Annotated in this window: 22 protein-coding genes; 11 read left to right on the forward strand and 11 right to left on the reverse strand. The window is 45.0% G+C overall.

Features of this window, described 5'->3' with window-relative positions; genetic code table 11:
- Window positions 1-39 precede the first annotated feature (39 nt).
- The 4 genes from rfbB to AC1DCV_RS00565 are packed head-to-tail and all read right to left on the reverse strand — an operon-like array spanning window position 40 to window position 4518.
- A complete protein-coding gene (gene rfbB / locus AC1DCV_RS00550; protein WP_477021383.1) occupies window positions 40-1095 on the reverse strand; it encodes a dTDP-glucose 4,6-dehydratase in 1056 nt (351 codons plus the stop codon).
- Between the two features lie 11 nt (window positions 1096-1106).
- Window positions 1107-2051, reverse strand: coding sequence for a UDP-glucuronic acid decarboxylase family protein (locus AC1DCV_RS00555; RefSeq protein WP_477021384.1), 945 nt, complete (start codon window positions 2049-2051; stop codon window positions 1107-1109).
- A gap of 17 nt (window positions 2052-2068) precedes the next feature.
- On the reverse strand, window positions 2069-3382 hold the full coding sequence (locus tag AC1DCV_RS00560; RefSeq protein ID WP_477021385.1) for a UDP-glucose dehydrogenase family protein: 1314 nt from the start codon (window positions 3380-3382) through the stop codon (window positions 2069-2071).
- Entirely contained in the window at window positions 3379-4518 is a 1140-nt protein-coding gene (locus AC1DCV_RS00565; protein WP_477021386.1) for a DegT/DnrJ/EryC1/StrS family aminotransferase, read from the reverse strand. Before AC1DCV_RS00565 ends, AC1DCV_RS00560 begins: the two co-directional genes overlap by 4 nt.
- A 109-nt stretch (window positions 4519-4627) precedes the next feature.
- Between AC1DCV_RS00565 and AC1DCV_RS00570 the strand changes: the two genes are divergently transcribed.
- Window positions 4628-5884: a 3-deoxy-D-manno-octulosonic acid transferase gene (locus AC1DCV_RS00570; RefSeq protein WP_477021387.1), complete on the forward strand. Its 1257-nt coding sequence runs from the start codon at window positions 4628-4630 to the stop codon at window positions 5882-5884.
- On the opposite strand, the gene AC1DCV_RS00575 is transcribed toward AC1DCV_RS00570, so the two are convergent.
- Complete coding sequence (locus tag AC1DCV_RS00575; RefSeq protein WP_477021388.1) at window positions 5854-6999, reverse strand: hypothetical protein; 1146 nt, start codon at window positions 6997-6999, stop codon at window positions 5854-5856. The two genes, AC1DCV_RS00570 and AC1DCV_RS00575, sit on opposite strands and share 31 nt — an antisense overlap.
- Window positions 7000-7088: 89 nt before the next feature.
- Here AC1DCV_RS00575 and AC1DCV_RS00580 point away from each other — a divergent pair, with 89 nt between their 5' ends.
- A complete protein-coding gene (locus AC1DCV_RS00580) occupies window positions 7089-7661 on the forward strand; it encodes a thymidine kinase (RefSeq protein WP_441572719.1) in 573 nt (190 codons plus the stop codon).
- A gap of 74 nt (window positions 7662-7735) precedes the next feature.
- Here the strand turns inward: AC1DCV_RS00580 and AC1DCV_RS00585 are convergent, their stop codons facing one another.
- Window positions 7736-8224: a GtrA family protein gene (locus tag AC1DCV_RS00585; protein ID WP_477021389.1), complete on the reverse strand. Its 489-nt coding sequence runs from the start codon at window positions 8222-8224 to the stop codon at window positions 7736-7738.
- A 74-nt stretch (window positions 8225-8298) separates the two neighbouring features.
- A complete protein-coding gene (accC, locus tag AC1DCV_RS00590) occupies window positions 8299-9789 on the reverse strand; it encodes an acetyl-CoA carboxylase biotin carboxylase subunit (protein ID WP_477021390.1) in 1491 nt (496 codons plus the stop codon).
- Between the two features lie 166 nt (window positions 9790-9955).
- Here accC and AC1DCV_RS00595 point away from each other — a divergent pair, with 166 nt between their 5' ends.
- The 4 genes from AC1DCV_RS00595 to AC1DCV_RS00610 all read left to right on the forward strand — a co-directional run bounded on the left by AC1DCV_RS00595 (window position 9956) and on the right by AC1DCV_RS00610 (window position 13125).
- Window positions 9956-10624, forward strand: a complete 669-nt coding sequence (locus AC1DCV_RS00595; RefSeq protein ID WP_441572716.1) for a heme exporter protein CcmB — start codon at window positions 9956-9958, stop codon at window positions 10622-10624.
- A gap of 145 nt (window positions 10625-10769) precedes the next feature.
- A complete protein-coding gene (ccsA, locus tag AC1DCV_RS00600; RefSeq protein ID WP_441572715.1) occupies window positions 10770-11432 on the forward strand; it encodes a cytochrome c biogenesis protein CcsA in 663 nt (220 codons plus the stop codon).
- The gene (locus AC1DCV_RS00605) at window positions 11429-11671 is read left to right on the forward strand and encodes a CcmD family protein (RefSeq protein ID WP_477021391.1); all 243 of its coding nucleotides are present in this window, start codon (window positions 11429-11431) and stop codon (window positions 11669-11671) included. Before ccsA ends, AC1DCV_RS00605 begins: the two co-directional genes overlap by 4 nt.
- 35 nt (window positions 11672-11706) lie before the next feature.
- A complete protein-coding gene (locus AC1DCV_RS00610) occupies window positions 11707-13125 on the forward strand; it encodes a Glu/Leu/Phe/Val family dehydrogenase (RefSeq protein ID WP_441572713.1) in 1419 nt (472 codons plus the stop codon).
- An 82-nt stretch (window positions 13126-13207) separates the two neighbouring features.
- Here the strand turns inward: AC1DCV_RS00610 and AC1DCV_RS00615 are convergent, their stop codons facing one another.
- Window positions 13208-13651 (reverse strand): type I restriction enzyme HsdR N-terminal domain-containing protein, encoded by a 444-nt coding sequence (locus tag AC1DCV_RS00615; protein WP_477021392.1) that lies wholly within the window; start codon window positions 13649-13651, stop codon window positions 13208-13210.
- A gap of 94 nt (window positions 13652-13745) precedes the next feature.
- Here AC1DCV_RS00615 and AC1DCV_RS00620 point away from each other — a divergent pair, with 94 nt between their 5' ends.
- The 4 genes from AC1DCV_RS00620 to AC1DCV_RS00635 all read left to right on the forward strand — a co-directional run bounded on the left by AC1DCV_RS00620 (window position 13746) and on the right by AC1DCV_RS00635 (window position 18189).
- Window positions 13746-14516 carry an AMP nucleosidase gene (locus tag AC1DCV_RS00620; RefSeq protein WP_477021393.1) on the forward strand — a complete coding sequence of 257 codons (771 nt, stop codon included), beginning with the start codon at window positions 13746-13748 and terminating at the stop codon, window positions 14514-14516.
- 20 nt (window positions 14517-14536) lie between these two features.
- Complete coding sequence (locus tag AC1DCV_RS00625) at window positions 14537-16285, forward strand: ABC transporter ATP-binding protein (protein ID WP_477021394.1); 1749 nt, start codon at window positions 14537-14539, stop codon at window positions 16283-16285.
- A 98-nt stretch (window positions 16286-16383) separates the two neighbouring features.
- Window positions 16384-17433, forward strand: coding sequence for a tRNA preQ1(34) S-adenosylmethionine ribosyltransferase-isomerase QueA (queA, locus tag AC1DCV_RS00630; RefSeq protein WP_441572709.1), 1050 nt, complete (start codon window positions 16384-16386; stop codon window positions 17431-17433).
- Window positions 17434-17511: 78 nt separating this feature from the next.
- Window positions 17512-18189, forward strand: a complete 678-nt coding sequence (locus AC1DCV_RS00635) for a 2-C-methyl-D-erythritol 4-phosphate cytidylyltransferase (protein WP_477021395.1) — start codon at window positions 17512-17514, stop codon at window positions 18187-18189.
- Between the two features lie 82 nt (window positions 18190-18271).
- Here AC1DCV_RS00635 and AC1DCV_RS00640 read toward each other — a convergent pair whose 3' ends face one another.
- The 3 genes from AC1DCV_RS00640 to radC are packed head-to-tail and all read right to left on the reverse strand — an operon-like array spanning window position 18272 to window position 20398.
- A complete protein-coding gene (locus AC1DCV_RS00640) occupies window positions 18272-18601 on the reverse strand; it encodes a lipoprotein (protein WP_477021396.1) in 330 nt (109 codons plus the stop codon).
- Between the two features lie 56 nt (window positions 18602-18657).
- A complete protein-coding gene (locus tag AC1DCV_RS00645) occupies window positions 18658-19644 on the reverse strand; it encodes a Gfo/Idh/MocA family protein (protein WP_477021397.1) in 987 nt (328 codons plus the stop codon).
- A gap of 46 nt (window positions 19645-19690) precedes the next feature.
- Window positions 19691-20398, reverse strand: coding sequence for a RadC family protein (radC, locus tag AC1DCV_RS00650; RefSeq protein ID WP_441572705.1), 708 nt, complete (start codon window positions 20396-20398; stop codon window positions 19691-19693).
- A gap of 277 nt (window positions 20399-20675) precedes the next feature.
- On the opposite strand from radC, the gene AC1DCV_RS00655 reads away from it, so the two are divergent.
- The gene (locus AC1DCV_RS00655) at window positions 20676-21647 is read left to right on the forward strand and encodes a ribose-phosphate pyrophosphokinase (protein WP_441572704.1); all 972 of its coding nucleotides are present in this window, start codon (window positions 20676-20678) and stop codon (window positions 21645-21647) included.
- The last annotated feature ends 29 nt before the right edge of the window (window positions 21648-21676 follow it).

Raw genomic sequence — 21676 nt, forward strand, 5'->3', positions numbered from 1 at the left:
CCAGCTATTGTAATAACAGCAGATCACCAGCCAGCGTAACTATCTTTTTTGGTATTGTTCGTTATAATATTTTTGGTAATCTCCGCTGGTTACATTGTTTAACCATGTTTCATTTTCAAGATACCAGTCCACTGTTTTTTCCAGACCTTCCTCAAACTGGAGAGAAGGCTCCCAGCCTAACTCTTTATTGAGTTTGGTGGCATCTATCGCATAACGTAGATCATGCCCCGCGCGATCCTTTACATAAGTAATCAGCTGAGCAGAAGTTCCTTCCGGACGTCCCAGTTTTTGATCCATAATCCTGCACAGCAGCTGAATAAGATCAATGTTTTTCCACTCATTAAATCCGCCAACGTTATAGGTTTCTCCAATTCTTCCGTGATGGAAAATGGTATCGATAGCCCTTGCATGGTCATTTACAAATAACCAGTCACGTACGTTTTCTCCTTTGCCATATACGGGTACCGGCCTGTTGTTTTTGATATTGTGTATGGCCAGTGGTATGAGCTTTTCCGGAAAATGGTGGGACCCATAATTGTTAGAACAATTTGAAATGACAGCGGGCAAATGATACGTATGATGATAAGCCATCACAAAATGATCAGAGCTGGCTTTGGAAGCGGAGTAAGGTGAACGGGGATCATATGCTGTTGTTTCGAGGAAAAACCCTTCTTCCCCGAGAGAACCATACACTTCATCAGTAGATACATGATAGAAAAGTTTTCCGTCCATGTTATCTTTCCAGTGTTTCCGCGCATTATTCAGCAATACCGCTGTTCCCAGTACATTTGTTTTGATAAATGCCAGTGGGTCCATAATAGAACGGTCTACATGACTTTCTGCCGCCAGGTGAATAACACCATCAAACTGATATTTTTCAAAAAGAGAATCAATGAAAGATTCATCTGTGATATCGCCCTTCTCGAAAATGTAATTAGATTTATCTTTTACATCAGTCAGGTTTTCCAGGTTCCCCGCATAAGTAAGTGCATCCAGGTTTACGATTTGATAGTTGGGATATTTATTTACAAATAGCCGTACTACATGTGAACCAATGAACCCGGCCCCGCCAGTAATCAATAGTTTCCGCTTCATTCCAGATAATTTTATTTTAATAACGCCTCTTTAAAGTACTCGTAGGTAATCTTTAAACCTTCCTGTCTGCCCACCTTAGGCTCCCATCCCAGGAGGGTACGAGCTTTGGTAATATCCGGCTGACGTTGTTTAGGATCATCTTTTGGTAATGGATGATAAACGATTTTCTGTTTAGATCCGGTTAATGCAATAATTTCTTCTGCAAATTGATTCAGCGTAATCTCCTGTGGATTACCAATATTTACCGGCAGGTGATAATCGCTCAATAATAAGCGGTAAATACCTTCTACCAGATCATCTACATAACAGAAAGAACGGGTCTGACTGCCATCTCCGAATACGGTAAGATCCTGACCATTTAATGCCTGACTCATGAATGCCGGTAAAGCGCGGCCATCGTTGAGTCGCATACGTGGACCATAAGTATTGAAGATACGTATGATACGGGTGTCTACACCATGGAAGTTATGATAAGCCATGGTAATAGACTCCAGGAATCTTTTAGCTTCATCATATACTCCTCTTGGACCTACCGGGTTTACATTACCCCAGTATTCTTCCGGTTGAGGATGCACATTAGGATCGCCATATACTTCTGAAGTAGAGGCAACGAGGATACGGGCTTTTTTTTCTTTTGCTAATCCCAACAGGTTATGTGTACCCAGTGAACCAACTTTCAATGTTTGAATAGGCATCTTCAGGTAGTCTATAGGACTGGCTGGTGATGCGAAGTTCAATATGTAATCCAGTTTACCCGGAACATGTACAAATTTGGTGACATCGTGATGGTAATATTCGAAATCCGGCAAAGGGAAAAGATGCTCGATGTTTTTGATATTACCCGTGAGGAGGTTGTCCATGCCTATTACATGGAAACCTTCTTTTATAAAACGATCGCAAAGGTGGGAGCCGAGAAATCCGGCGGCGCCAGCAATGAGAATTCTTTTCTTTTCCATATGTCTGGTATAAGTTGTTAAATAGTAGCAGGTATACGTCCTACACTTTCGTAGTGGTATCCCAATTCTCTCATACGCGTTACTTCGAAAAGATTTCTGCCATCAAAAATGGCTTTGTTCTTCAGGCTGGCGGAAATTTTATTAAAATCCGGAGTTCTGAATACGCTCCATTCTGTAGCAATAATCAAGGCGTCGGCATTTTCCAGGCAGGTATACTGATGTTCTGCATAAGTAATTTTATCGCCTACTACTTGTTTCACATTATTCATCGCCTCCGGATCAAAAACGGTTACAGTAGCACCTTCTGCCAGTAAAGCATCAATGATGTATAAGGATGGGGCTTCCCTGATATCATCGGTATTAGGTTTGAACGCAAGTCCCCACAACGCAAAGTGTTTTCCTTTAATATCGTTGTTGAAGAAAGCCTTTATTTTAGGCAACAGAAAGAGTTTTTGTTTCTCGTTCACATCCATTACGGCATTCAGTATTTTAAACTCATACTGTGCATCTTCAGATGATTTTACCAATGCCTGTACATCTTTAGGGAAGCAGCTACCGCCATAGCCGATGCCAGGGAACAAAAAGCGTTTGCCGATACGATCATCACTACCTATGCCTCTGCGAACCATGTCTACATCAGCACCTAGTTTCTCGCACAGCACGGCTATTTCATTCATAAAGGAAATCTTGGTGGCCAGGAAAGAGTTAGCAGCATACTTGGTCAGTTCCGCGGATTTTTCATCCATGAACAATATCGGATTTCCCTGTCTTACGAAAGGCGCATACAATTCTCCCATTACTTTACGTGCTCTTTCAGAAGTGGTACCAATGACTACTCTGTCGGGCTTCATGAAATCATCTACTGCTACGCCTTCGCGTAAAAATTCTGGGTTGGAAACCACATCAAATGGGGTTGTACAGTTTTCCGCAATTGCCGCTGCTACTTTTTCTGCCGTGCCAACCGGTACTGTACTTTTGTCAACTATTACTTTGTAGTCAGTCATAATCTTACCTAAATGCGTTGCTACATTCAGCACAAAGGAAAGATCTGCTGCGCCATCTGCTCCAGGGGGAGTCGGTAATGCCAGGAAAATCACCTCCGCATCTTTAATACCTTCTTCCAGGCTGGTAGTAAAAAACAAACGTTCTTCCTTGAGGTTACGTTCAAATAGTTTTTCCAGCCCAGGCTCGTAAATGGTAATCTGACCTGCAGATAGCTTTTTTACTTTGTTGGCATCAATGTCTACGCAGGTGACATCATTTCCTGTTTCGGCAAAACAGGTGCCGGTTACGAGACCTACGTAACCGGTACCTACTACTGTAATCTTCATGTGGGGGAATTGTTTAAAAATGATTTAACGGACTGGATAATGTGTTCCAGTTGATCGGCATCCATTTCAGTGTGTATCGGCAAGGAAATCACCTTGGTGGTGAGATTATCGGTTACTGGGAGGTCAAATGAAGCGCCGCCGAAATGTTCAAACATTTTTTGGCGGTGGCCCGGAACAGGATAGTAGATCATAGCAGGTACTCCCTTTGTTGAAAGGTATTGCTGCAGTTCATTCCTATCGGCTCCGTTTAATTGGAGGGTGTATTGGTGAAATACGTGATAGCTGTATGGGGCGCGGTAAGGTGTTGTGATTTGTGGTACATCAGCAAAAGCAGCATCATAGGCATCTGCTACTGCACGACGTGCCCTGATATATTCATCCAGTAGCGGCAGTTTAATATTTAATACGGCTGCCTGCACAGAATCCAGGCGGGAATTGCAACCTACTACATCATGGTAATAGCGGGCAGACTGGCCGTGGTTGGCTACCATCCGGAGTTTGGCTGCCAGTTCATCATCATTGGTGAAGATAGCGCCACCGTCTCCGTAGCAACCCAGGTTTTTGGAAGGGAAGAAAGACGTGCAGCCAATATGACCAATTGCACCGGCTTTCTTTTTGGTACCATCTTTAAAAGTATAATCAGCTCCTATCGCCTGGGCATTGTCTTCAATTACATACAAGTTGTGCCTGGCTGCCAGCGCCATCAGCGGTTCCATATCCGTTACATGACCATACAAATGTACAGGCACAATAGCTTTKGTTTTAGGCGTAATCGCTTTTTCTATGGCATTAATATCCAAACAATATGTTTGTGGGTCTACATCCACAAAAACCGGTTTCAGATGCAGCAGCGCAATTACTTCTGCAGTAGCAATAAAGGTAAAAGAAGGAGTGATTACTTCATCGCCGGGTTGCAGTCCAAGTGCCATCATGGCAATTTGAAGTGCATCAGTTCCATTGGCGCAGGGAATCACATGTTTAACGCCCAGGTACGTTTCTAATTCTCCGGCAAATTTCTGCACTGCACCGCCGTTAATAAAAGCGGAGCTTTCCAAAACTTCCTCGATGGCTGCATCTACCTGGGATTTAATCTTCGTATACTGGCGTTTCAAGTCCACCATCTGAATAGGAACCATATGTTCGTATATTTTTATTTTGTTTAAAGTGTGCAAATTTACAAATTTTGAGATTGGCTGGGGATTATCTTTGCATTCAGCTGAAAATTAAGTAAAAGTACGCAGGCGAATGATAGCAACAGGGATTTATAATGCAGGGCTCCAATTTTACAAGGCAGGGGTACATCTGGCCGCTATGGCAGGTAAAACAAAAGCGCAGCGGTGGCTCAAGGGCCGCGAACACTGGCAATCCCGCATGCGGCAGGCTGGTATAGGGGCCCAACCCGTGGTATGGATTCATGCCGCCTCCCTTGGGGAATTTGAGCAGGGAAGACCCGTTTTGGAAGCCATCCGCGCTGCCTGGCCCTCATATAAAATTTTGTTAACTTTTTTTTCACCCTCCGGCTACGAAGTCCGGAAAGACTATAAAGGGGCCGATTTTGTATATTATCTCCCCCTCGATACCCAAAGCAATGCCCGTGAGTTTTTGGATATTGTACAGCCTGCATTAGCCATCTTCATAAAATATGAATTCTGGTACCATTATCTCACGGCGCTGCATACACGCCATATTCCTACCCTGCTCGTATCCGGCATCTTCCGGAAAGACCAGGTGTTTTTCAAGGGATATGGAGGTATGTTCCGTCAGCTCCTGCAACAACTGACACATATTTTTGTACAAAATGGTATGTCCCTGCAACTGTTGCAAAGCATAGGTCTACACAACAGTAGTATCAGCGGAGATACCCGTTTTGACCGGGTATTTGCCCTCTTATCCGAGCAAACAGCTATCCCGGCCATCGCCTCATTTGCTGCCGGCAACAGCTTGCTGGTGGCAGGAAGCACCTGGCCGGAAGATGAAAAAATGCTGAATGAGTGGTGGAAAGAAAAGGAAGCAACAGGTATAAAGCTGGTCATAGCTCCCCATGAAATTCATGATAGCCATATTGGCGCTATCATTCAGCTGTTTCCGGAGGCCATTAAATATTCAGAATGGCGGCCTGGTGCTACTGCCAACGTAATGATTATCGATAACATTGGCATGCTTACCACCTTATACCGCTATGCCACCATCGCCTATGTGGGTGGAGGTTTGGCTAAAGGCGGTATCCATAATATACTGGAACCGGCGGTATACAGTAAGCCCGTGCTGATAGGTCCGGAGTTTGAAAAATATTTTGAAGCAGTAGAGCTGGTAGCTGCGGGCGGAGCAGTGGTGGTGCAGCATTCCAGTGATCTGAAGGCAGTTGTGGAATTATGGCTCCGCGACAAAGAAGCGTATACTAAAACCGCCGCCATCGCAGGAGATTACGTGGCGGCCAATACGGGGGCCACGCAAAAAGTATTACATTATATTCAGGAAAACCGCTTTTTAAGCAAGGAATAGAAGTGTTGTACCAGGTGATGATCATCTTCCCAGCCTTGTATAATCTTGATTTCGCGTTGTATCCAGTAATCTGCTTCCTGCAGATTACCACATTCGTTAATGGTTTTAATCGAACGCTCATAAAGGTCCTTGTCACCCCGGAAAAGCTCCTGGATGAACTGGTACTTGTCATTGATGCCGATAGCTGCCCGGAGGTCATTAATGGGTAGTTCTCCCAGCTTCTGGGCTACTTCCACCTGTTGTTGACGCAGACGATCGTTTAAGGATAGTCCGTTATTGCCTGCCAACTCGTTCAGATCTTTTCTGAGTTCGCCGGTATTACCAGTTGTATGGCCATTCCCATTCCCATTAGTTGGTACATCGTCAAAAAGAGTGGCTGGTCTTGGCTTTTCCGTTATCGGTTGATTTGCGGCCAGCGTAGGTATTGGCTGTGCTGTCACCACGGGTTCCGGCTTGGGAGGTACCAGATCCGCGGCAGGCGGTACTTCTGCGGCTGCCGGGAGAACGGGCTCCGGGGTAGCTGGAGGTGTTGCTGGTCCGGTTGCGTTGGTTGCGGGTGCTGATACTACCGGAGGTACCGGTTGAACCACTACCGCTTCGGGTACTTTGGGCAATGTTTGGTTAACGGAAGCATTGGTAAAAGATTCCTGTGCTTTCGCTGCCCTGGTATTTATATCTTCTGATGCGGTAATATTATTAAACGTAGGGTTTGTATTTAACCTGGCTGCGCGGGTGTTGATGTCTTCTGCTTCGGGCTGCGCTGCTGCCGGTATGGGTGTTCCCGGGATATTGTATGCTGGTTTAACGGGTACTTCCGGAGCCACTTGCGGTGGTTTCTCTTCTATTGGTGCTGGTACTTCCGGCTGTTTATTTGATGGTAATGTTGTAGTTTGCGCCGCAGTAGCTGCTGGCATATTTTCGGTCATCGCAGATTGTGATGGCATAATGACCGCGATATTACTCTGGGAAGATTGCACCCGCTGCTGATGCTGCTTGTTGCGTGCATGCAGCACTTCCGCCTGTAGCAATTGCGCATAATACGAAAGTGCCGAAAGGTCCGCGCCGGAATTTTTTAATTCCTGTAGTTTCTCAATTAATGCATTAATTTTTTCCATGCCTTAATTGTTAACGGGTTAGTGATGGAAATATTTTATTTTCATAAAATTAGAATATTTTAATTAATTAATAATCAAATTAGTATAATATGTTTATTGAACCTTCTCTTGCAGGAGGACGGAGGGGCTGGATTGAAGTAATTTGCGGCTCTATGTTTTCGGGAAAAACCGAGGAACTGATCCGCCGGCTGAAACGGGTACGCATCGCCAATTTAAAAGTGGAGATATTTAAACCCGCAGTAGATACCCGTTATGACGAAGGTAGTATCACGTCTCACGATGAAAATAAAATCATTTCCACCCCAATAGAGAATTCCCAGCAAATATTACTGCTGGCGCAGGATGTTGATGTGGTGGGTATTGATGAAGCACAGTTTTTTGATGATGAGTTGCCGAATGTATGTGACCAGCTTGCATTGCGTGGAATACGCGTAATCATTGCAGGGCTGGACATGGATTTTACAGGCAAACCTTTTGGGCAAATGCCTTTCCTGCTGGCCAAAGCAGACTATATCACCAAGCTGCATGCTATCTGCGTGAAGTGCGGACATATTGCAAATTATTCTTATCGTAAATCCGCTTCGAAAGAAACCCTGTTACTGGGAGAGAAGGATTTGTACGAGCCGAGATGCAGGCATTGCTACTACGAGAACGTTCCCTGATAGGATAAGATATAAAAGTAAAAACCCCGTCAGGTATCATACCGGACGGGGTTTTTACTTTTATATCTTATCTGTTAAAGTTGTTGCTGTTTTACTTTAAACGTAAATTTCTTTTGTGTCAGGTAGCTGAAAACAACGACCAGCGCAGTAGTACATATTTTTCCTATAGTAGGATAAAAATGAAACTGCTCTACAAATATTTTCATTAACACATAGTTCAGCACAATGCAGATACCTACCAGCACGAAGTAACGGAACAATTGTACCCGTCCGCGTAAGTTCGACTCTGAGAATACCACATATTTGCTTAACAGGAAGCCGGTAGGGAAGGTAACCGCCATAGACATGAACAACGCGGCAATATGGGGGCCCATGTCAAAAAGGCCAAAATGCACGATTTGCTGGCGCAGTATGAAATTGTAACACACAAAATACAGGAGAATATCCAGCGCGGTATTACCTCCGCCACACGCCAGGTAGCGGAAGGTTTGCCAGGGCATCACCTTCGAAAAGGGCTGGTAAAAGAACTTAAGAATCTGTAAAATGGTGTTGCGTAACATCATAAAAATTGGCGCAAAGTTATACGTTTTCCTGTTTTTAGGAAATACTTTAACGAAAGTTAACAACTGTTATAGCTTTATCTTAACATATTCCGTTTTTTCCATGCTGAAACGGAAGGAATATTGCTGATAGCTGCTTCCTGTAAATTTATATTGTTTTGCTGCCATACGTACGCAGCCAGTATGGCCGCGAGTTTATTTACGTCGGCTGATTCCGTTTGTAACGATTGTGGGGTGAAGTACTTACTGATAAAGTTAGTATCAAAGTTTCCTGTGATGAAGGCAGGTTGCTGTAAGGCCCAGTGTCCAAAGGGTAAGGTGGTTTTGATACCTTTTACCTGGTATTCTTCGATGGCCCGCATCAGGCGGAGCCTGGCTTCTTCCCGGTCACTTCCCCAGGCAATGAGCTTGGCAATCATCGGATCATAATAAATAGGAATATCCATGCCTTGCTCATATCCATCGTCTACCCGCACACCATAGCCCTGCGGGCGGATATAGGTTTCCAGTTTGCCGGTATCAGGTAGGAAATTGTTGGCAGGATCTTCTGCACAAATACGTAATTCTATGGCGTGGCCATTGATTTTAAGACTCTCCTGGGTAAAGGAGAGTGCTTCGCCTCTGGCTATTTTAATTTGTTCTTTTACGAGGTCCAGCCCGGTGATCAATTCCGTTACCGGGTGTTCTACCTGCAGGCGGGTATTCATTTCCAGGAAATAGAAGTTCAGCTGCTCATCCACCAGGAATTCTACGGTGCCGGCGCCATAGTAATTACAGGCTTTGGCTACATCTACGGCACATTGCCCCATGGCCGCCCGGATGGCGGGAGTAAGACAGGAAGACGGGGCTTCCTCTATCAGTTTCTGATGCCGGCGCTGTATGGAGCACTCTCTTTCAAATAAATAAACACAGTTGCCATGGCGGTCGCCCAGCACCTGTATTTCTATATGCCGTGGGGAACCCACATATTTTTCTATAAATACGGCATCATCGCCAAAAGCATTCAGGGCTTCACTTTTAGCCATCCTGATCTGCTCTTCCAGTTCTTCGGGGTTGTTGACCACCCGCATCCCTTTACCACCACCACCGGCAGAGGCTTTGATGAGAATAGGGAATCCTGTTTTCTGCACTACTTCCCGGGCTTCTTCCACACTACGTAGAGGCGTTTCCGTTCCCGGCACCATTGGCACGCCGAATTTCTGTGCTGCCTGTTTAGCTGCCAGCTTACTGCCCATCACCTCGATAGAAGCTGCAGAAGGGCCTATAAAAGTAATCCCTGCATCGGTGACCAGCTGGGCAAAACGGGCATTTTCGCTCAAAAAGCCATACCCCGGATGTATCCCATCGGCGCCTTTTTCTTTGGCTACTGCAATGATTTTTTCGCCCAGTAAATAGGACTGATTGGAAGGTGCAGGGCCTATACAAACGGCTTCATCAGCATATTGTACAAATGGCATGGTACGATCTGCCTCGGAATAAACCGCTACAGTTTTTATTCCCATCTCACGTGCAGAACGCATAATGCGTATGGCTATTTCCCCCCGATTGGCAACCAGAATTTTGTTCATCGCTACTTTTTATGGAGGGGCTAATATACTTCTTTAAGCGCATAAAGCTGAAAGCAGAAAGCAAAAAGCTATCGAAGGGGATGACTTTAGCGAATCTCTTATTGATCATTCGCTTCGATAGCTTTTTGCTTTCTGCTTTCCCCTTTTTGCTATCTTTGCGGCGACCATGACCCGAAATAGTTCAATACATCAGACACTCACCCTTGTAAAAAAGGATCTTACGCTGGAATTACGCCAGCAATATGCTTTTTATGGGGTATTGCTCTATATCGTATCCACCGTTTTTGTTATTAACCTGATGATGGGGCGGCCGGAAGATAAGGTATGGAATGCCCTTTTCTGGGTAATACAGCTGTTTGTGGCGGTGAATGCTGTTGCCAAAAGCTTTATGCAGGAAAGCAGGGGGCGCCTCCTGTATTTCTACTCCCTGGTGAATCCGCGTGTGTTTATTGCCGCCAAACTGATCTACAACGTGATATTAATGACCCTGATGAGCCTTATAGCATTGATATGCAGTATCGCTTTCCTGGGCAATCCCATTATTAATCCCCTCTATTTTATAGGAATGGTGCTGCTGGGGGGCGTTAGCCTATCGCTGTTATTCACCATGCTGGCGGCTATTGCTGCCCAGGCTAACCACAATGCGGCCCTTATGGCCGTAATGGGTTTTCCGCTCATTATGCCAGTGCTGATGCTGCTGGCCAATATCTCTTTATCGGCATTTGTCACCGTATTTCAGCCGGAACTGCCAAAAATGTTCCTGTTGCTGGGAGGAATGGATATCCTCGTAATTGCCCTGACAATGATACTTTTCCCGTTCCTGTGGAAAGACTGATATTAGAAATATCAAACAAAATGCGTACTTCTGTAAAGGATATTTAACAGGGATTTACTGCTGTTGGATAAACTTAAAATCCCCGAAAATCTTTGTGATTAGGTTTAAAACGTGTAGGTTTGCCCCCGAATATAGCTGTTAAAAAATGGCCAGACATTGGTGGAAAGCATTAGCGATACTGCTTCTTATATATGTAATTATCGCTGGGTTCACTGTTAAAATACCTATAATAGGAACCAATGGACAATCATCCCGCGGATTGTTCTTTCACGTACCGATGTGGATATGTATGTATACCATGTTCACCATATCGATCATCAACTCCCTGCTTTATCTGTCGAAATATGATTTAAAGAAAGACGTGATTGCCGCCAGCGCTGCGGGAGTAGGCACCTTCTTTGGCGTATTGGGATTTGCTACAGGAACACTTTGGGCCACTTATACCTGGGGCGGTACGCTCACGGATGACCCCAAACAGATGTGTACGGCCATCGCCATACTGATCTATATGGCTTACCTGGTATTGCGGATGTCTATTCATGACCTGGACAAACGGGCACGCATATCCGCAGTTTTTAACGTGTTTGCTTTTGCGTTATTAATACCACTTACTTATATCATTCCCCGCATGGTAGATTCCCTGCATCCGGGAAGCGCTTCCACACCGGGTTTTGCCTCTAAAGACACCTCCGGCTCCATGAAAATGGTGTTGTATCCTGCCTTTATCGGATGGACCTTACTGAGTGTCTGGATATTTTCACTGGTGGTACGTTACAAGAAATTACAGCTTAAAAATATTTTTAAATGATCAACAAAGCGTTTTCATTTTGCCTGACCCTGGTCTTGCTATTCATTACAGTGCTGGCAAATGCACAACAGCAGAATACGGAGAAAGGACCAGTCAACGAATTCTTCCGCAGCAATGACAAGATATATGTGATTGTAGGCGTTTTAGTGATCATCTTCTTGGGAATTGTATTATTTCTTATCAGGTTGGACAGAAAGATCGGTAAGCTGGAAGAAAGAGAAAAGAATAATCCGTTATAGCATAAAATCTAATCGTTATACCAAAACAATAATTTATGTCGCAAGATCAGCATTATAGCTTCTTCCAGAGTGTGGAAAAAAGCTTCGACAAAGCAGCTGCGTTCACCAAATGGGACAAGGGTATCCTGGAGCAGATCAAAGCCTGCAACGCCGTTTACCAGATTAAATTCCCGGTGAGAATAGGCGATTCTGTACAGGTAATTGAAGCTTACCGCGTACAACATTCCCATCATAAACTCCCTTGTAAGGGTGGTATCCGCTTCAGTGAAGAAGTAAACCAGGACGAAGTAATGGCACTGGCATCTCTGATGACCTACAAATGTGCCATTGTGAATGTGCCATTCGGTGGTGCCAAAGGTGGTTTGAAGATCAATCCCCGCAACTATACTCCTTTCCAACTGGAAGCGATTACCCGTCGTTACACTGCGGAACTGGTGAAGAAAAACTTTATCGGCCCGGGTACGGATGTTCCTGCTCCTGATTATGGAACCGGCGAAAGAGAAATGAGTTGGATCCTGGATACGTACATGAGCTTACGTCCGGGTGAAATTGATGGTTATGGTTGCGTTACCGGTAAACCTATTTCTCAGGGCGGTGTACGTGGTCGTACAGAAGCTACTGGTTTGGGTGTATTCTATGGTTTGCGCGAACTGTGCAATATCAAGGAAGATATGGACCGTCTGGGGCTGACTACCGGTATTGAAGGTAAGAGAGTAATTGTACAGGGTATGGGTAATGTGGGTTACCACGCTGCCAAATACTTCCATGAAGCAGGTGCTAAAGTAATTTGCCTGATCGAGTGGGATGGTGCTATCTATAACGAACAGGGGCTGAATCCTGATGAAGTACTGATGCACAAAAAAGCGACCGGTTCTATCGTGAACTTCCCGGGTGCTTCCAATCTGAATAAAAATACAGACGGCCTGGAGCTGGATTGCGAAATCCTGATCCCTGCTGCACTGGAAAATGTAATTCATAAGCACAACGCACCTAATGTTAAGGCTAAAATCATCGGAGAAGCTGCCAATGGTCCGTTAACACCGGAAGCAGATGAAATCCTGAATAAGAAAGGTGTAATCGTTGTTCCGGACATGTTCCTGAATGCCGGTGGTGTAACCGTTTCTTATTTCGAGTGGTTGAAAAACCTGAGCCACGTGCGTTATGGCCGTTTAGGTAAACGTTTCGATGAGAATATGAACATTCATATTCTGCAAACCATCGAAGACCTGACTGGTAAAAAAGTGTCTGATAACGAAAGGAAATTCATTGCACATGGTGCGGATGAAGTGGATCTGGTATACTCCGGTCTGGAAGAAACGATGCACGCTGCACTCCACGAAGTACGTGATGTAATGATGGCTAACCCGCAAATCCATGATATGCGTACAGCCGCTTACGTAGTGGCGATTAATAAAGTAGGTGCTGCTTACGAGCAACTGGGTATTTTCCCATGATGCACGGTGATAGATAATTTTTGTAGAAGCCTCTGCCTCCGGCGGGGGCTTTTTTATGCAGATGGGTTTAAACGTCCCTGCCTCAGGTAAAGGCCGGCAATGCATGTAAGAACCGCCACTTTCCTTCATTGGCTACATAGTTGCCACAAAAAGTATTGGTACCATTCGTAATTACCAGGTAGGTGGCTGGTATCACCATATTGTAGCGGATCACCTGTTGCATGGTTTGTTCTGTGAGTGGTACATTCATTTCTTTACATTCTACCAGCATCCAGGGTTGCATAGCACGATTGTAGATCACGATATCGTAACGCTTCTTCATCTCTCCCAAAAATATTTCCTTTTCAATACCTATCAGGGAAGCCGGGTATTGTAACACCTGAACCAGGTAGTTCAGGAAATTTTGTCTTACCCATTCTTCTGGTGTCAGTACCACATATTTTTTACGATAGCGGTCAAAGATCAGCTCTTTACTGCCTTCTCTGGTAATTTTAAAATCCGGTGGTGGGAAGCTGATAGCGATCAAGTTGCAATTGATTTTAATACTGTTGCGAAGATAGTTACATTAGGATAATATTGCCGTTAGCGAACAAAACCTTATATTTGCTTGTCAAAAGGCTATGAAGACAAAAGAAGAAATTGTAGCTAATTGGCTGCCCCGCTACACGGGTGAGAAACTGGAGCACTTCGGCTCCCACATCCTCCTCACCAATTTCAGTAATTATGTGACCATGTTTGCCGAATGGAACAACGTAGAAATCGTTGGCCACGGTAGACCTATGCAATGCGCCACTGCAGGCGATATTACCATTATTAACTTTGGTATGGGAAGTCCGGGAGCGGCTACCGTCATGGACCTGCTCTCCGCCATCACGCCCAAAGCCGTATTGTTTCTCGGTAAATGCGGCGGACTTAAAAAGAAAAACAACATCGGCGATCTGATACTTCCTATTGCGGCTATTCGCGGAGAAGGTACCAGCAATGATTATTTTCCGCCGGAAGTACCTGCACTGCCTGCATTTGCGCTGCAAAAAGCGATTTCCACCACCATCCGCGACTCCGGTCACGATTATTGGACAGGCACCTGTTATACCACCAACCGTCGTGTGTGGGAACATGATGCAGAATTCAAAGCGTACCTGGAAAAAATTAGGGCCATGGCAGTAGATATGGAAACCGCCACTATTTTTTCTGTGGGTTTCTATAACAAAATTCCAACTGGTGCATTGTTGCTGGTATCTGATCAGCCAATGGTTCCGGAGGGCGTGAAAACAGAAGAAAGCGATAAAAAAGTGACCACCAAATTTGTAGAGCGTCACCTGAAAGTGGGTATTGATTCTTTACAGAAGTTGATTGAAAGTCACCAGACAGTAAGACATCTGCGTTTTTAGAATTGTTGTATCTTCCCGGTATGCTTTCCTCGCGGGTAGAGATACAGGACCTGGAAGTTACTTTCCAGGCCGGCCAAACAAGAACAACAGCTATTAATCAGATTTCCCTTTCTATAGGCAAGGGCGAAATAGTGGGCGTAGTAGGAGAATCCGGCTCGGGTAAATCCGTTACTGCCCTCTCGCTCATGCGGCAGATAGATTTGCCAGGCACCATCTCCGGTGGAAAGATCCTATACCAGGCAACAACCGATACAGCAGTAAACCTGCTACAGTTGCCCGATGCCGACATGCGCAACTATCGGGGCAACGAAATAGCCATGATATTTCAGGAGCCCATGACCGCCCTCAATCCACTGCATACCTGCGGGGAACAGGTGGCAGAGGTGATCCGTTTACATCAGCGCAGTACACATAAAGTAGCACGGGAACAGGTGATAGCCCTGTTTGAAAAAGTGAAATTACCTGATCCGGCCGGCATCATGGATCGTTATCCACATGAGCTCTCCGGCGGACAAAAGCAACGGGTGATGATTGCGATGGCCATTTCCTGTCATCCCCGGCTGTTGATAGCCGATGAACCTACCACCGCATTGGACGTTACCGTTCAGAAAGCGATCCTGGAATTGCTCCGGGAGCTGCAGCAGCAAATGGATATGAGCGTTATTTTCATTACACATGACCTGGGCGTGGTGGCAGAAATTGCCAGCAGGGTAGTGGTGATGTACAAAGGAAATATTGTGGAAGAAGGAAATGTCAGGGACGTATTCCTGCATCCACAACATCCGTATACCAAGGGGTTGCTGGCTTGTCGCCCTCCGCTGGATAAGCGTTTGGTAAGACTACCCGTTATCCGTGATTTTATGGAAACAGACTCACAGGGACAGATATACGAAAAGGCCGGGGCCATACAGGAGCTGGTGCATTCACTGGTGATTCCGGAAGCTGCTTTGCGGCAACGCGAGCAGCAGCTGGCTGCAGCCACACCTTTGCTGGAAGTAACCGGCCTTAAGACCTGGTTTCCTGTTAAAAGAAGTATTACCGGCAAAGTGTTACAGTGGGCTAAAGCAGTGGATGATGTGAGCTTTACTGTAAGAACAGGCGAAACCCTGGGTCTGGTGGGCGAATCCGGTTGTGGCAAAACTACGCTCGGCAGATCTTTATTAAGATTGATAGAACCTACAGCAGGCAGTATTATTTATAAGGGACAGGATGTGAGGAGTTTATCAGCCGGCGATATGCGGGCGCTGCGCAAGGATATGCAGCTTATATTCCAGGATCCTTATGCCTCATTGAATCCCCGGCAAACTATTGGTGCCGCTATCCTGGAACCGATGCAGGTACATGGGTTATATGGCAATGCCCGCAGGCAAAAAGAAAAAGTACTGGAGTTGCTGGAGAAGGTAAATCTACAAGCTGATCATTATAACCGTTATCCGCACGAGTTTTCAGGTGGACAGCGGCAGCGGATTGTGATTGCGCGTGCACTGGCGGTGGAACCATCGTTTATTATCTGTGATGAATCTGTAGCCGCACTGGATGTGAGTATCCAGGCACAGGTACTGAATTTGCTGATCCGTTTGAGAGAGGAGCTGGGCTTCACCTGCATTTTTATTTCGCATGACCTTTCTGTAGTGCGATTTATCAGTGACCGGATGATGGTAATGCAACGGGGCAGGATCGTAGAAACCGGGGCGGCAGATGCCGTTTACAACCATCCCGGAAACGCTTACACACAACAACTGATTGCAGCCATTCCTAAAGGAATATAATATATAATTATTTGACTATTATGCTTTTTATATCATTTTTTGATGATATAGATAATAATCGGTAGCTTTGCACCTCTAAAATTCATTCATACCGTAATATGAAACTATCACAGTTCAAATTCGATCTTCCTTTAAATCTGATCGCCCAGCACCCTACCAAGACAAGAGATGAATCACGCTTAATGGTGGTACATCGTAATACCGGCAAAATTGAACACAAAGTATTCAAGGACATCCTCGGTTATTTCAATGACAAGGACGTAATGATAGTGAACAATACCAAGGTATTTCCTGCAAGGTTATATGGCCGTAAGGAGAAAACAGGAGCAAAAATTGAAGTATTTCTGCTGCGTGAGCTGAACAAGCAAAACCGTTTGTGGGACGTAATTGTTGACCCGGCGCGTAAAATCCGTGTGGGTAACAAATTGTATTTTGGCGATGACGAGACGTTGGTGGCAGAGGTAATTGATAACACTACATCAAGAGGCCGTACTATTCGTTTCTTATTTGAGGGCAATGACGAAGAATTCAAACAGGTGTTAGATCAGCTGGGAGAAACTCCGTTGCCTAAGTATATCAAACGTAAGCCGGAAGATGAAGATAAGGAGCGTTATCAGACTGTGTATGCCAAGTATGAAGGCGCTGTAGCAGCACCTACTGCAGGTTTGCACTTCAGCCGTGAGTTGATCAAGCGTTTGGAAATCAAAGGTGTTAAGTTTGCAGAAGTAACGCTGCACACAGGTTTAGGTACTTTCCGCCCGATTGAGGTAGAAGATCTGAGCAAACACAAAATGGATGCGGAGTATTTTCACATTGAAGATCACGCGGTGAAAGTGGTGAACAAAGCAAAAGAAGAAAACCGCAAGATCTGCGCTATTGGTACTACCTCTGTACGTGCTGTAGAATCTTCTGTAACTGCACAAAACCACCTGAAAGCAGCTGAAGGGTGGACTAATACGTTCATTCATCCGCCGTACGAATTTGCTATTCCAAATGCGTTGGTAACGAACTTCCACCTGCCTAAGACCAGTTTATTGATTATGACCTGTGCATTTGCAGGATATGATCTGATCATGGAAGCTTATCAGCAGGCGATTAAAGAAAAATATCGTTTCTTCAGTTATGGCGATGCCATGCTGATCGTTTAAAAAATTACGAATTACGAATTATGAATTTCAAATTACACACCCGTAATTTGAAATTCGTAATTCGTAATTCTTTTTTATATGGAATATAAAAAAGTAGCCATCATCGTTGCCGGAGGTTCCGGTACCCGGATGCAGAGCGCTGTCCCAAAACAGTTCCTGGACCTGTCAGGAAAACCTGTATTATACCACACTATAGCTGCTTTCGCCACCGCTTTCCCTGATATGGAAATTGTGCTGGTACTTCCGGAAGCTCATTTTACTTTTGCCAATCATTTATTGCTGGCTTTCGATCAGTTGCCAACTATTACCATTGTAAAAGGTGGAGAAACGCGTTTCCATTCTGTTAAAAATGGTTTACAACAAGTAACGGAGCCATCTGTGGTGTTTATACATGATGGAGTTCGGCCGCTGGTATCTACTACGTTGATCCGTGCCTGTTATGAAGCTGCACTCAGCCATGGCAGTGCTATTCCTGTAATTGATATGAAAGATAGTATCCGGGAGATAACAGCCGGCGCTAATGCTGCTGTGGACCGCGATCGTTTCAAAATCATTCAAACTCCGCAAACTTTTCTCTCTGAACTGATTCTACCTGCTTTTGAACTGCCTTACGATCCGTTATTTACGGATGAAGCTACGGTAGTGGAGCGATTGGGACATCCCGTGTACCTGTTGGCAGGAGAGGAGTCTAATATCAAAATTACCAAGCCGCTGGACCTTACTATTGCCGAGGCATTGCTGAAGGACAGAGAGTAAGCAATATTTTTCAGTACATCCGTAAATGCTGTGAAAGAACAGCGTATATACGTTGTCGTTATTCCTCCCGAGAAGTTAAATTTTAATCCTTTCTAAAGCCCGCTGTTGCTGCTTTTGCAGTATCAGCAAAGTATACTTCTGCCGTAATCAGCCGATTGGTAATGGTATCGCAGTTGGTATAACCAGCGGCACCGGAAAATATTTGTCCCTGAATGGTGATCATTTTAAAGGAGATTTTTTGTTTAGAAAACCAGGTAGCTACTGTGTCGCTGCTGGTGGTTAGCGCTTTGCCCCAGGGATCGTTGCAAAGTGTTTCTTTATACCACATGTAGGTGGTAACAGGAGGTGGAGGGTCCTTAAAACAGGAAGTAAGGATCAAAGCCGCCGTCAGCGCTAATAGTATTCGTTTCATAAGTGTTTGGTTGCTTTCTGAAAACGGGCAGACAGCGGCTTTTGTTACAATCGGAGTTATTTTGCGGCGGCTGTTTCGGACAGTCCCTTATTTATTTTCGCTAAAATCTGATGCGCTACATCCATTGCCTGCAGGCCATCAATCGCATTCACGACTACTGGTTTGTTTTGCAGGATGCTGTCACGGAACATTTCCAGTTCCATACGGATGGCATTAGATTGTTTGATTTCCGGATTATCGATCGCGATGGTTTTTTTGCCGTTGTTGGTTTCGATATCCAGGGTAAATAATCCTTCGTCTTCCGGAGTTTTCAGTTTGATGATTTCTGCTTTTTTATCCAGGAAGTCAATGCCGATGTAGGCGTCTTTCTGGAAGAGGCGCATTTTGCGCATTTTCTTCAGGGAAATGCGGCTGGAGGTGAGATTGGCTACACAACCATTATGGAACTCGATGCGTACGTTGGCAATATCCGGGGTGTCGCTCATTACAGCTACGCCACTGGCGGAAATGCGGCTTACAGTAGATTTCACGATGCTCAGTATAATATCGATATCATGGATCATCAGATCCAGGATCACGCTTACATCGGTACCACGGGGATTGAATTCTGCCAGGCGATGTACTTCAATGAACATAGGTTTAAGGTCGTATCCCTTGAGTGCCAGGAAGGCAGGGTTGAAGCGTTCCACATGTCCTACCTGGAATTTGATATTCGCTTCATCCACCAGTTTTACCAGTGTTTTGGCTTCATCCATGGTGTTGGTCATGGGTTTTTCCACGAATATGTGTTTGCCGTTCCGGATAGCCTGTTCACATAATTTGAAGTGCAGGGTGGTCGGTGCCACAATGTCTATGGCGTCTACGATCTGTATCAGTTCTTCCGCTACGGTAAAGCGCGGAATATTATATTGCTCGGAGATGCTGGCTGCGTTTGCATTGTTTGGATCATAGAAGCCTACAACTTCTACGTCTTTCATGGTGGCCAGTTGAGAGAGGTGTATTTTACCTAAATGTCCTACGCCGAAGAGTCCTATTTTGAGCATATGGAAAATGAATAAATATGTGCGAAAGTAAACAAATATCATCATCTCAGATCATCCCTTCTTCCACGAGGCTGCAATAGCCTGTTTCGGAAACGATGATATGGTCCATTACGTCAATATCGAAGAGGAGGCCCACGTCTTTTATTTTGTGGGTAATGCGGATATCTGCCTGGCTGGGGCGCAAACTGCCGGAGGGGTGATTATGGCAAAGGAGTAATTTAGTGGCATTGGCATCGAGGGCTTCGCGAAAAATGATGCGGGGATCTACTACGGTGCTGGTCATGCCGCCGCTGCTCATGCAGCGATAACGGAGAACCTTATTGGCGTGATTAAGGAACATGACGTAGAAGGTTTCATGGCATTGGTCGGCCAGTAAAGGTTTGAAGAACATGGCGGCGTCGGAGCCGTTGTTGATCACGGTTTTTTTGTGAATGGAACCTGCCTGTCTTCTGCGGGCCAGTTCCATGGCGGCTAAAACCGTTACTGCTTTGGCATGGCCCATACCATTGAGCTGCTGTAGCTGTTTCACATTTATTTTCCCGAGTTCTGACAGGTTGTTGTGGGCCAGCCGGAGGATTTCCGTGGCCAGTTCAAGAGCAGATTTATTTTTATGTCCTGTGTGTAGTAAAATGGCTAATAATTCTGCGTCACTGAGTGCGGCAGCGCCAATATTTACTAACTTTTCTCTGGGCTTTTCGTTTTCGGGCCATTGGCGCATGGCCAGGTGGGGAGCTGGTTTAACGTTAACAAACATGACTTATTCCATTTACTCAAATATACGATCACTCTTCCGGAATTATGCGGCTACCCAACACATTTTTATCCCATTTTCTCCCGGATCGTTATAAAATTGTTATATTGGGTATCGATCGTTATGGGAATTTTTCGGGACGATTTACCTTTCCGAATGATTTGATACAATGTAATTTATAGTTGTTTTAAAACAACTATATGATTTGTATTTCAAAAAAAATCAGGCTGGTACTCCCAAAAATCATAGTTTTGCAACCTCTTTTCCACTAGTATCTAGTATGCAACCTTCAGTAAAAATTTTCACAGGCAACAGCAATCCGGCATTGGCCGAGAAAATTGCCAAGAAATATGGCAAGGGTCTTAATGGCGGTCTTGGCAAAGTAAAAATTCAGAAATTCAGCGATGGCGAGATCCAGCCTGTATTCCTGGAGAGTATCCGTGGCGACTATGTTTTCCTGATTCAGGGCACCAGTGCGCCATCCGATAATCTATTGGAACTACTGCTGATGATCGATGCCGCCAAACGCGCTTCTGCCGGCTATATTACAGCAGTCATCCCTTATTTCGGTTACGCTCGCCAGGATAGAAAAGATAAGCCCCGTGTGGCTATCGGATCTAAACTGTTAGCAAATCTGCTTACTTCAGCGGGAGCTAACAGGGTGATAACCATGGATTTACATGCTCCGCAGATTCAAGGGTTCTTTGATATCCCGGTAGATCACCTGGATAGTTCCGCTATTTTTATTCCTTATATAGAGAATTTAAGGTTAGAAAATCTTACCTTTGCGTCCCCTGACGTAGGTAGCACTAATAGAGTGCGTGAGGTTGCGTCTTACTTTAATGCTGAGATGGTTATTTGCGACAAACATCGTAAACGTGCCAATGAAATAGCATCTATGGTAGTGATCGGGGATGTGAAAGACAGGGATATTGTGCTGATTGACGACATCTGTGATACTGCAGGAACACTTTCCAAAGCTGCTAACCTGTTAATGGAAAAAGGAGCCAGAAGTGTACGTGCATTTTGTACTCACCCGGTATTTAGCGGGAATGCGTACGAAAACATCCAGAACTCAGTACTGCAGGAGATAGTGGTATGTGATACCATTCCTATCAAACCGCAGGGGCCGGATTCCAAGATCAAGGTGATTTCAGTAGCAGAGCTTTTTGCGGTAGCTATCCGTAATATGCACGAAAACAAATCGATCACCAGTTTGTTTATTCACAGCCATCGCCGGGGAGATTCATAACGTATTTTAATCATCAATATAAATTGTCT

Source organism: Chitinophaga sp. 10T418 (assembly GCF_056394125.1).

What these genes read in the sequence shown, in the direction of transcription:
- rfbB (WP_477021383.1), bottom strand. Translation starts at nt 1,095, where the DNA reads ATGAAGCGGAAACTATTGATTACTGGCGGGGCCGGGTTCATTGGTTCA.
- AC1DCV_RS00555 (WP_477021384.1), bottom strand. Translation starts at nt 2,051, where the DNA reads ATGGAAAAGAAAAGAATTCTCATTGCTGGCGCCGCCGGATTTCTCGGC.
- AC1DCV_RS00560 (WP_477021385.1), bottom strand. Translation starts at nt 3,382, where the DNA reads ATGAAGATTACAGTAGTAGGTACCGGTTACGTAGGTCTCGTAACCGGC.
- AC1DCV_RS00570 (WP_477021387.1), top strand. Translation starts at nt 4,628, where the DNA reads ATGATAGCAACAGGGATTTATAATGCAGGGCTCCAATTTTACAAGGCA.
- AC1DCV_RS00575 (WP_477021388.1), bottom strand. Translation starts at nt 6,999, where the DNA reads ATGGAAAAAATTAATGCATTAATTGAGAAACTACAGGAATTAAAAAAT.
- AC1DCV_RS00580 (WP_441572719.1), top strand. Translation starts at nt 7,089, where the DNA reads ATGTTTATTGAACCTTCTCTTGCAGGAGGACGGAGGGGCTGGATTGAA.
- AC1DCV_RS00585 (WP_477021389.1), bottom strand. Translation starts at nt 8,224, where the DNA reads ATGATGTTACGCAACACCATTTTACAGATTCTTAAGTTCTTTTACCAG.
- accC (WP_477021390.1), bottom strand. Translation starts at nt 9,789, where the DNA reads ATGAACAAAATTCTGGTTGCCAATCGGGGGGAAATAGCCATACGCATT.
- AC1DCV_RS00595 (WP_441572716.1), top strand. Translation starts at nt 9,956, where the DNA reads ATGACCCGAAATAGTTCAATACATCAGACACTCACCCTTGTAAAAAAG.
- ccsA (WP_441572715.1), top strand. Translation starts at nt 10,770, where the DNA reads ATGGCCAGACATTGGTGGAAAGCATTAGCGATACTGCTTCTTATATAT.
- AC1DCV_RS00605 (WP_477021391.1), top strand. Translation starts at nt 11,429, where the DNA reads ATGATCAACAAAGCGTTTTCATTTTGCCTGACCCTGGTCTTGCTATTC.
- AC1DCV_RS00610 (WP_441572713.1), top strand. Translation starts at nt 11,707, where the DNA reads ATGTCGCAAGATCAGCATTATAGCTTCTTCCAGAGTGTGGAAAAAAGC.
- AC1DCV_RS00620 (WP_477021393.1), top strand. Translation starts at nt 13,746, where the DNA reads ATGAAGACAAAAGAAGAAATTGTAGCTAATTGGCTGCCCCGCTACACG.
- AC1DCV_RS00625 (WP_477021394.1), top strand. Translation starts at nt 14,537, where the DNA reads ATGCTTTCCTCGCGGGTAGAGATACAGGACCTGGAAGTTACTTTCCAG.
- queA (WP_441572709.1), top strand. Translation starts at nt 16,384, where the DNA reads ATGAAACTATCACAGTTCAAATTCGATCTTCCTTTAAATCTGATCGCC.
- AC1DCV_RS00635 (WP_477021395.1), top strand. Translation starts at nt 17,512, where the DNA reads ATGGAATATAAAAAAGTAGCCATCATCGTTGCCGGAGGTTCCGGTACC.
- AC1DCV_RS00640 (WP_477021396.1), bottom strand. Translation starts at nt 18,601, where the DNA reads ATGAAACGAATACTATTAGCGCTGACGGCGGCTTTGATCCTTACTTCC.
- AC1DCV_RS00645 (WP_477021397.1), bottom strand. Translation starts at nt 19,644, where the DNA reads ATGCTCAAAATAGGACTCTTCGGCGTAGGACATTTAGGTAAAATACAC.
- radC (WP_441572705.1), bottom strand. Translation starts at nt 20,398, where the DNA reads ATGTTTGTTAACGTTAAACCAGCTCCCCACCTGGCCATGCGCCAATGG.
- AC1DCV_RS00655 (WP_441572704.1), top strand. Translation starts at nt 20,676, where the DNA reads ATGCAACCTTCAGTAAAAATTTTCACAGGCAACAGCAATCCGGCATTG.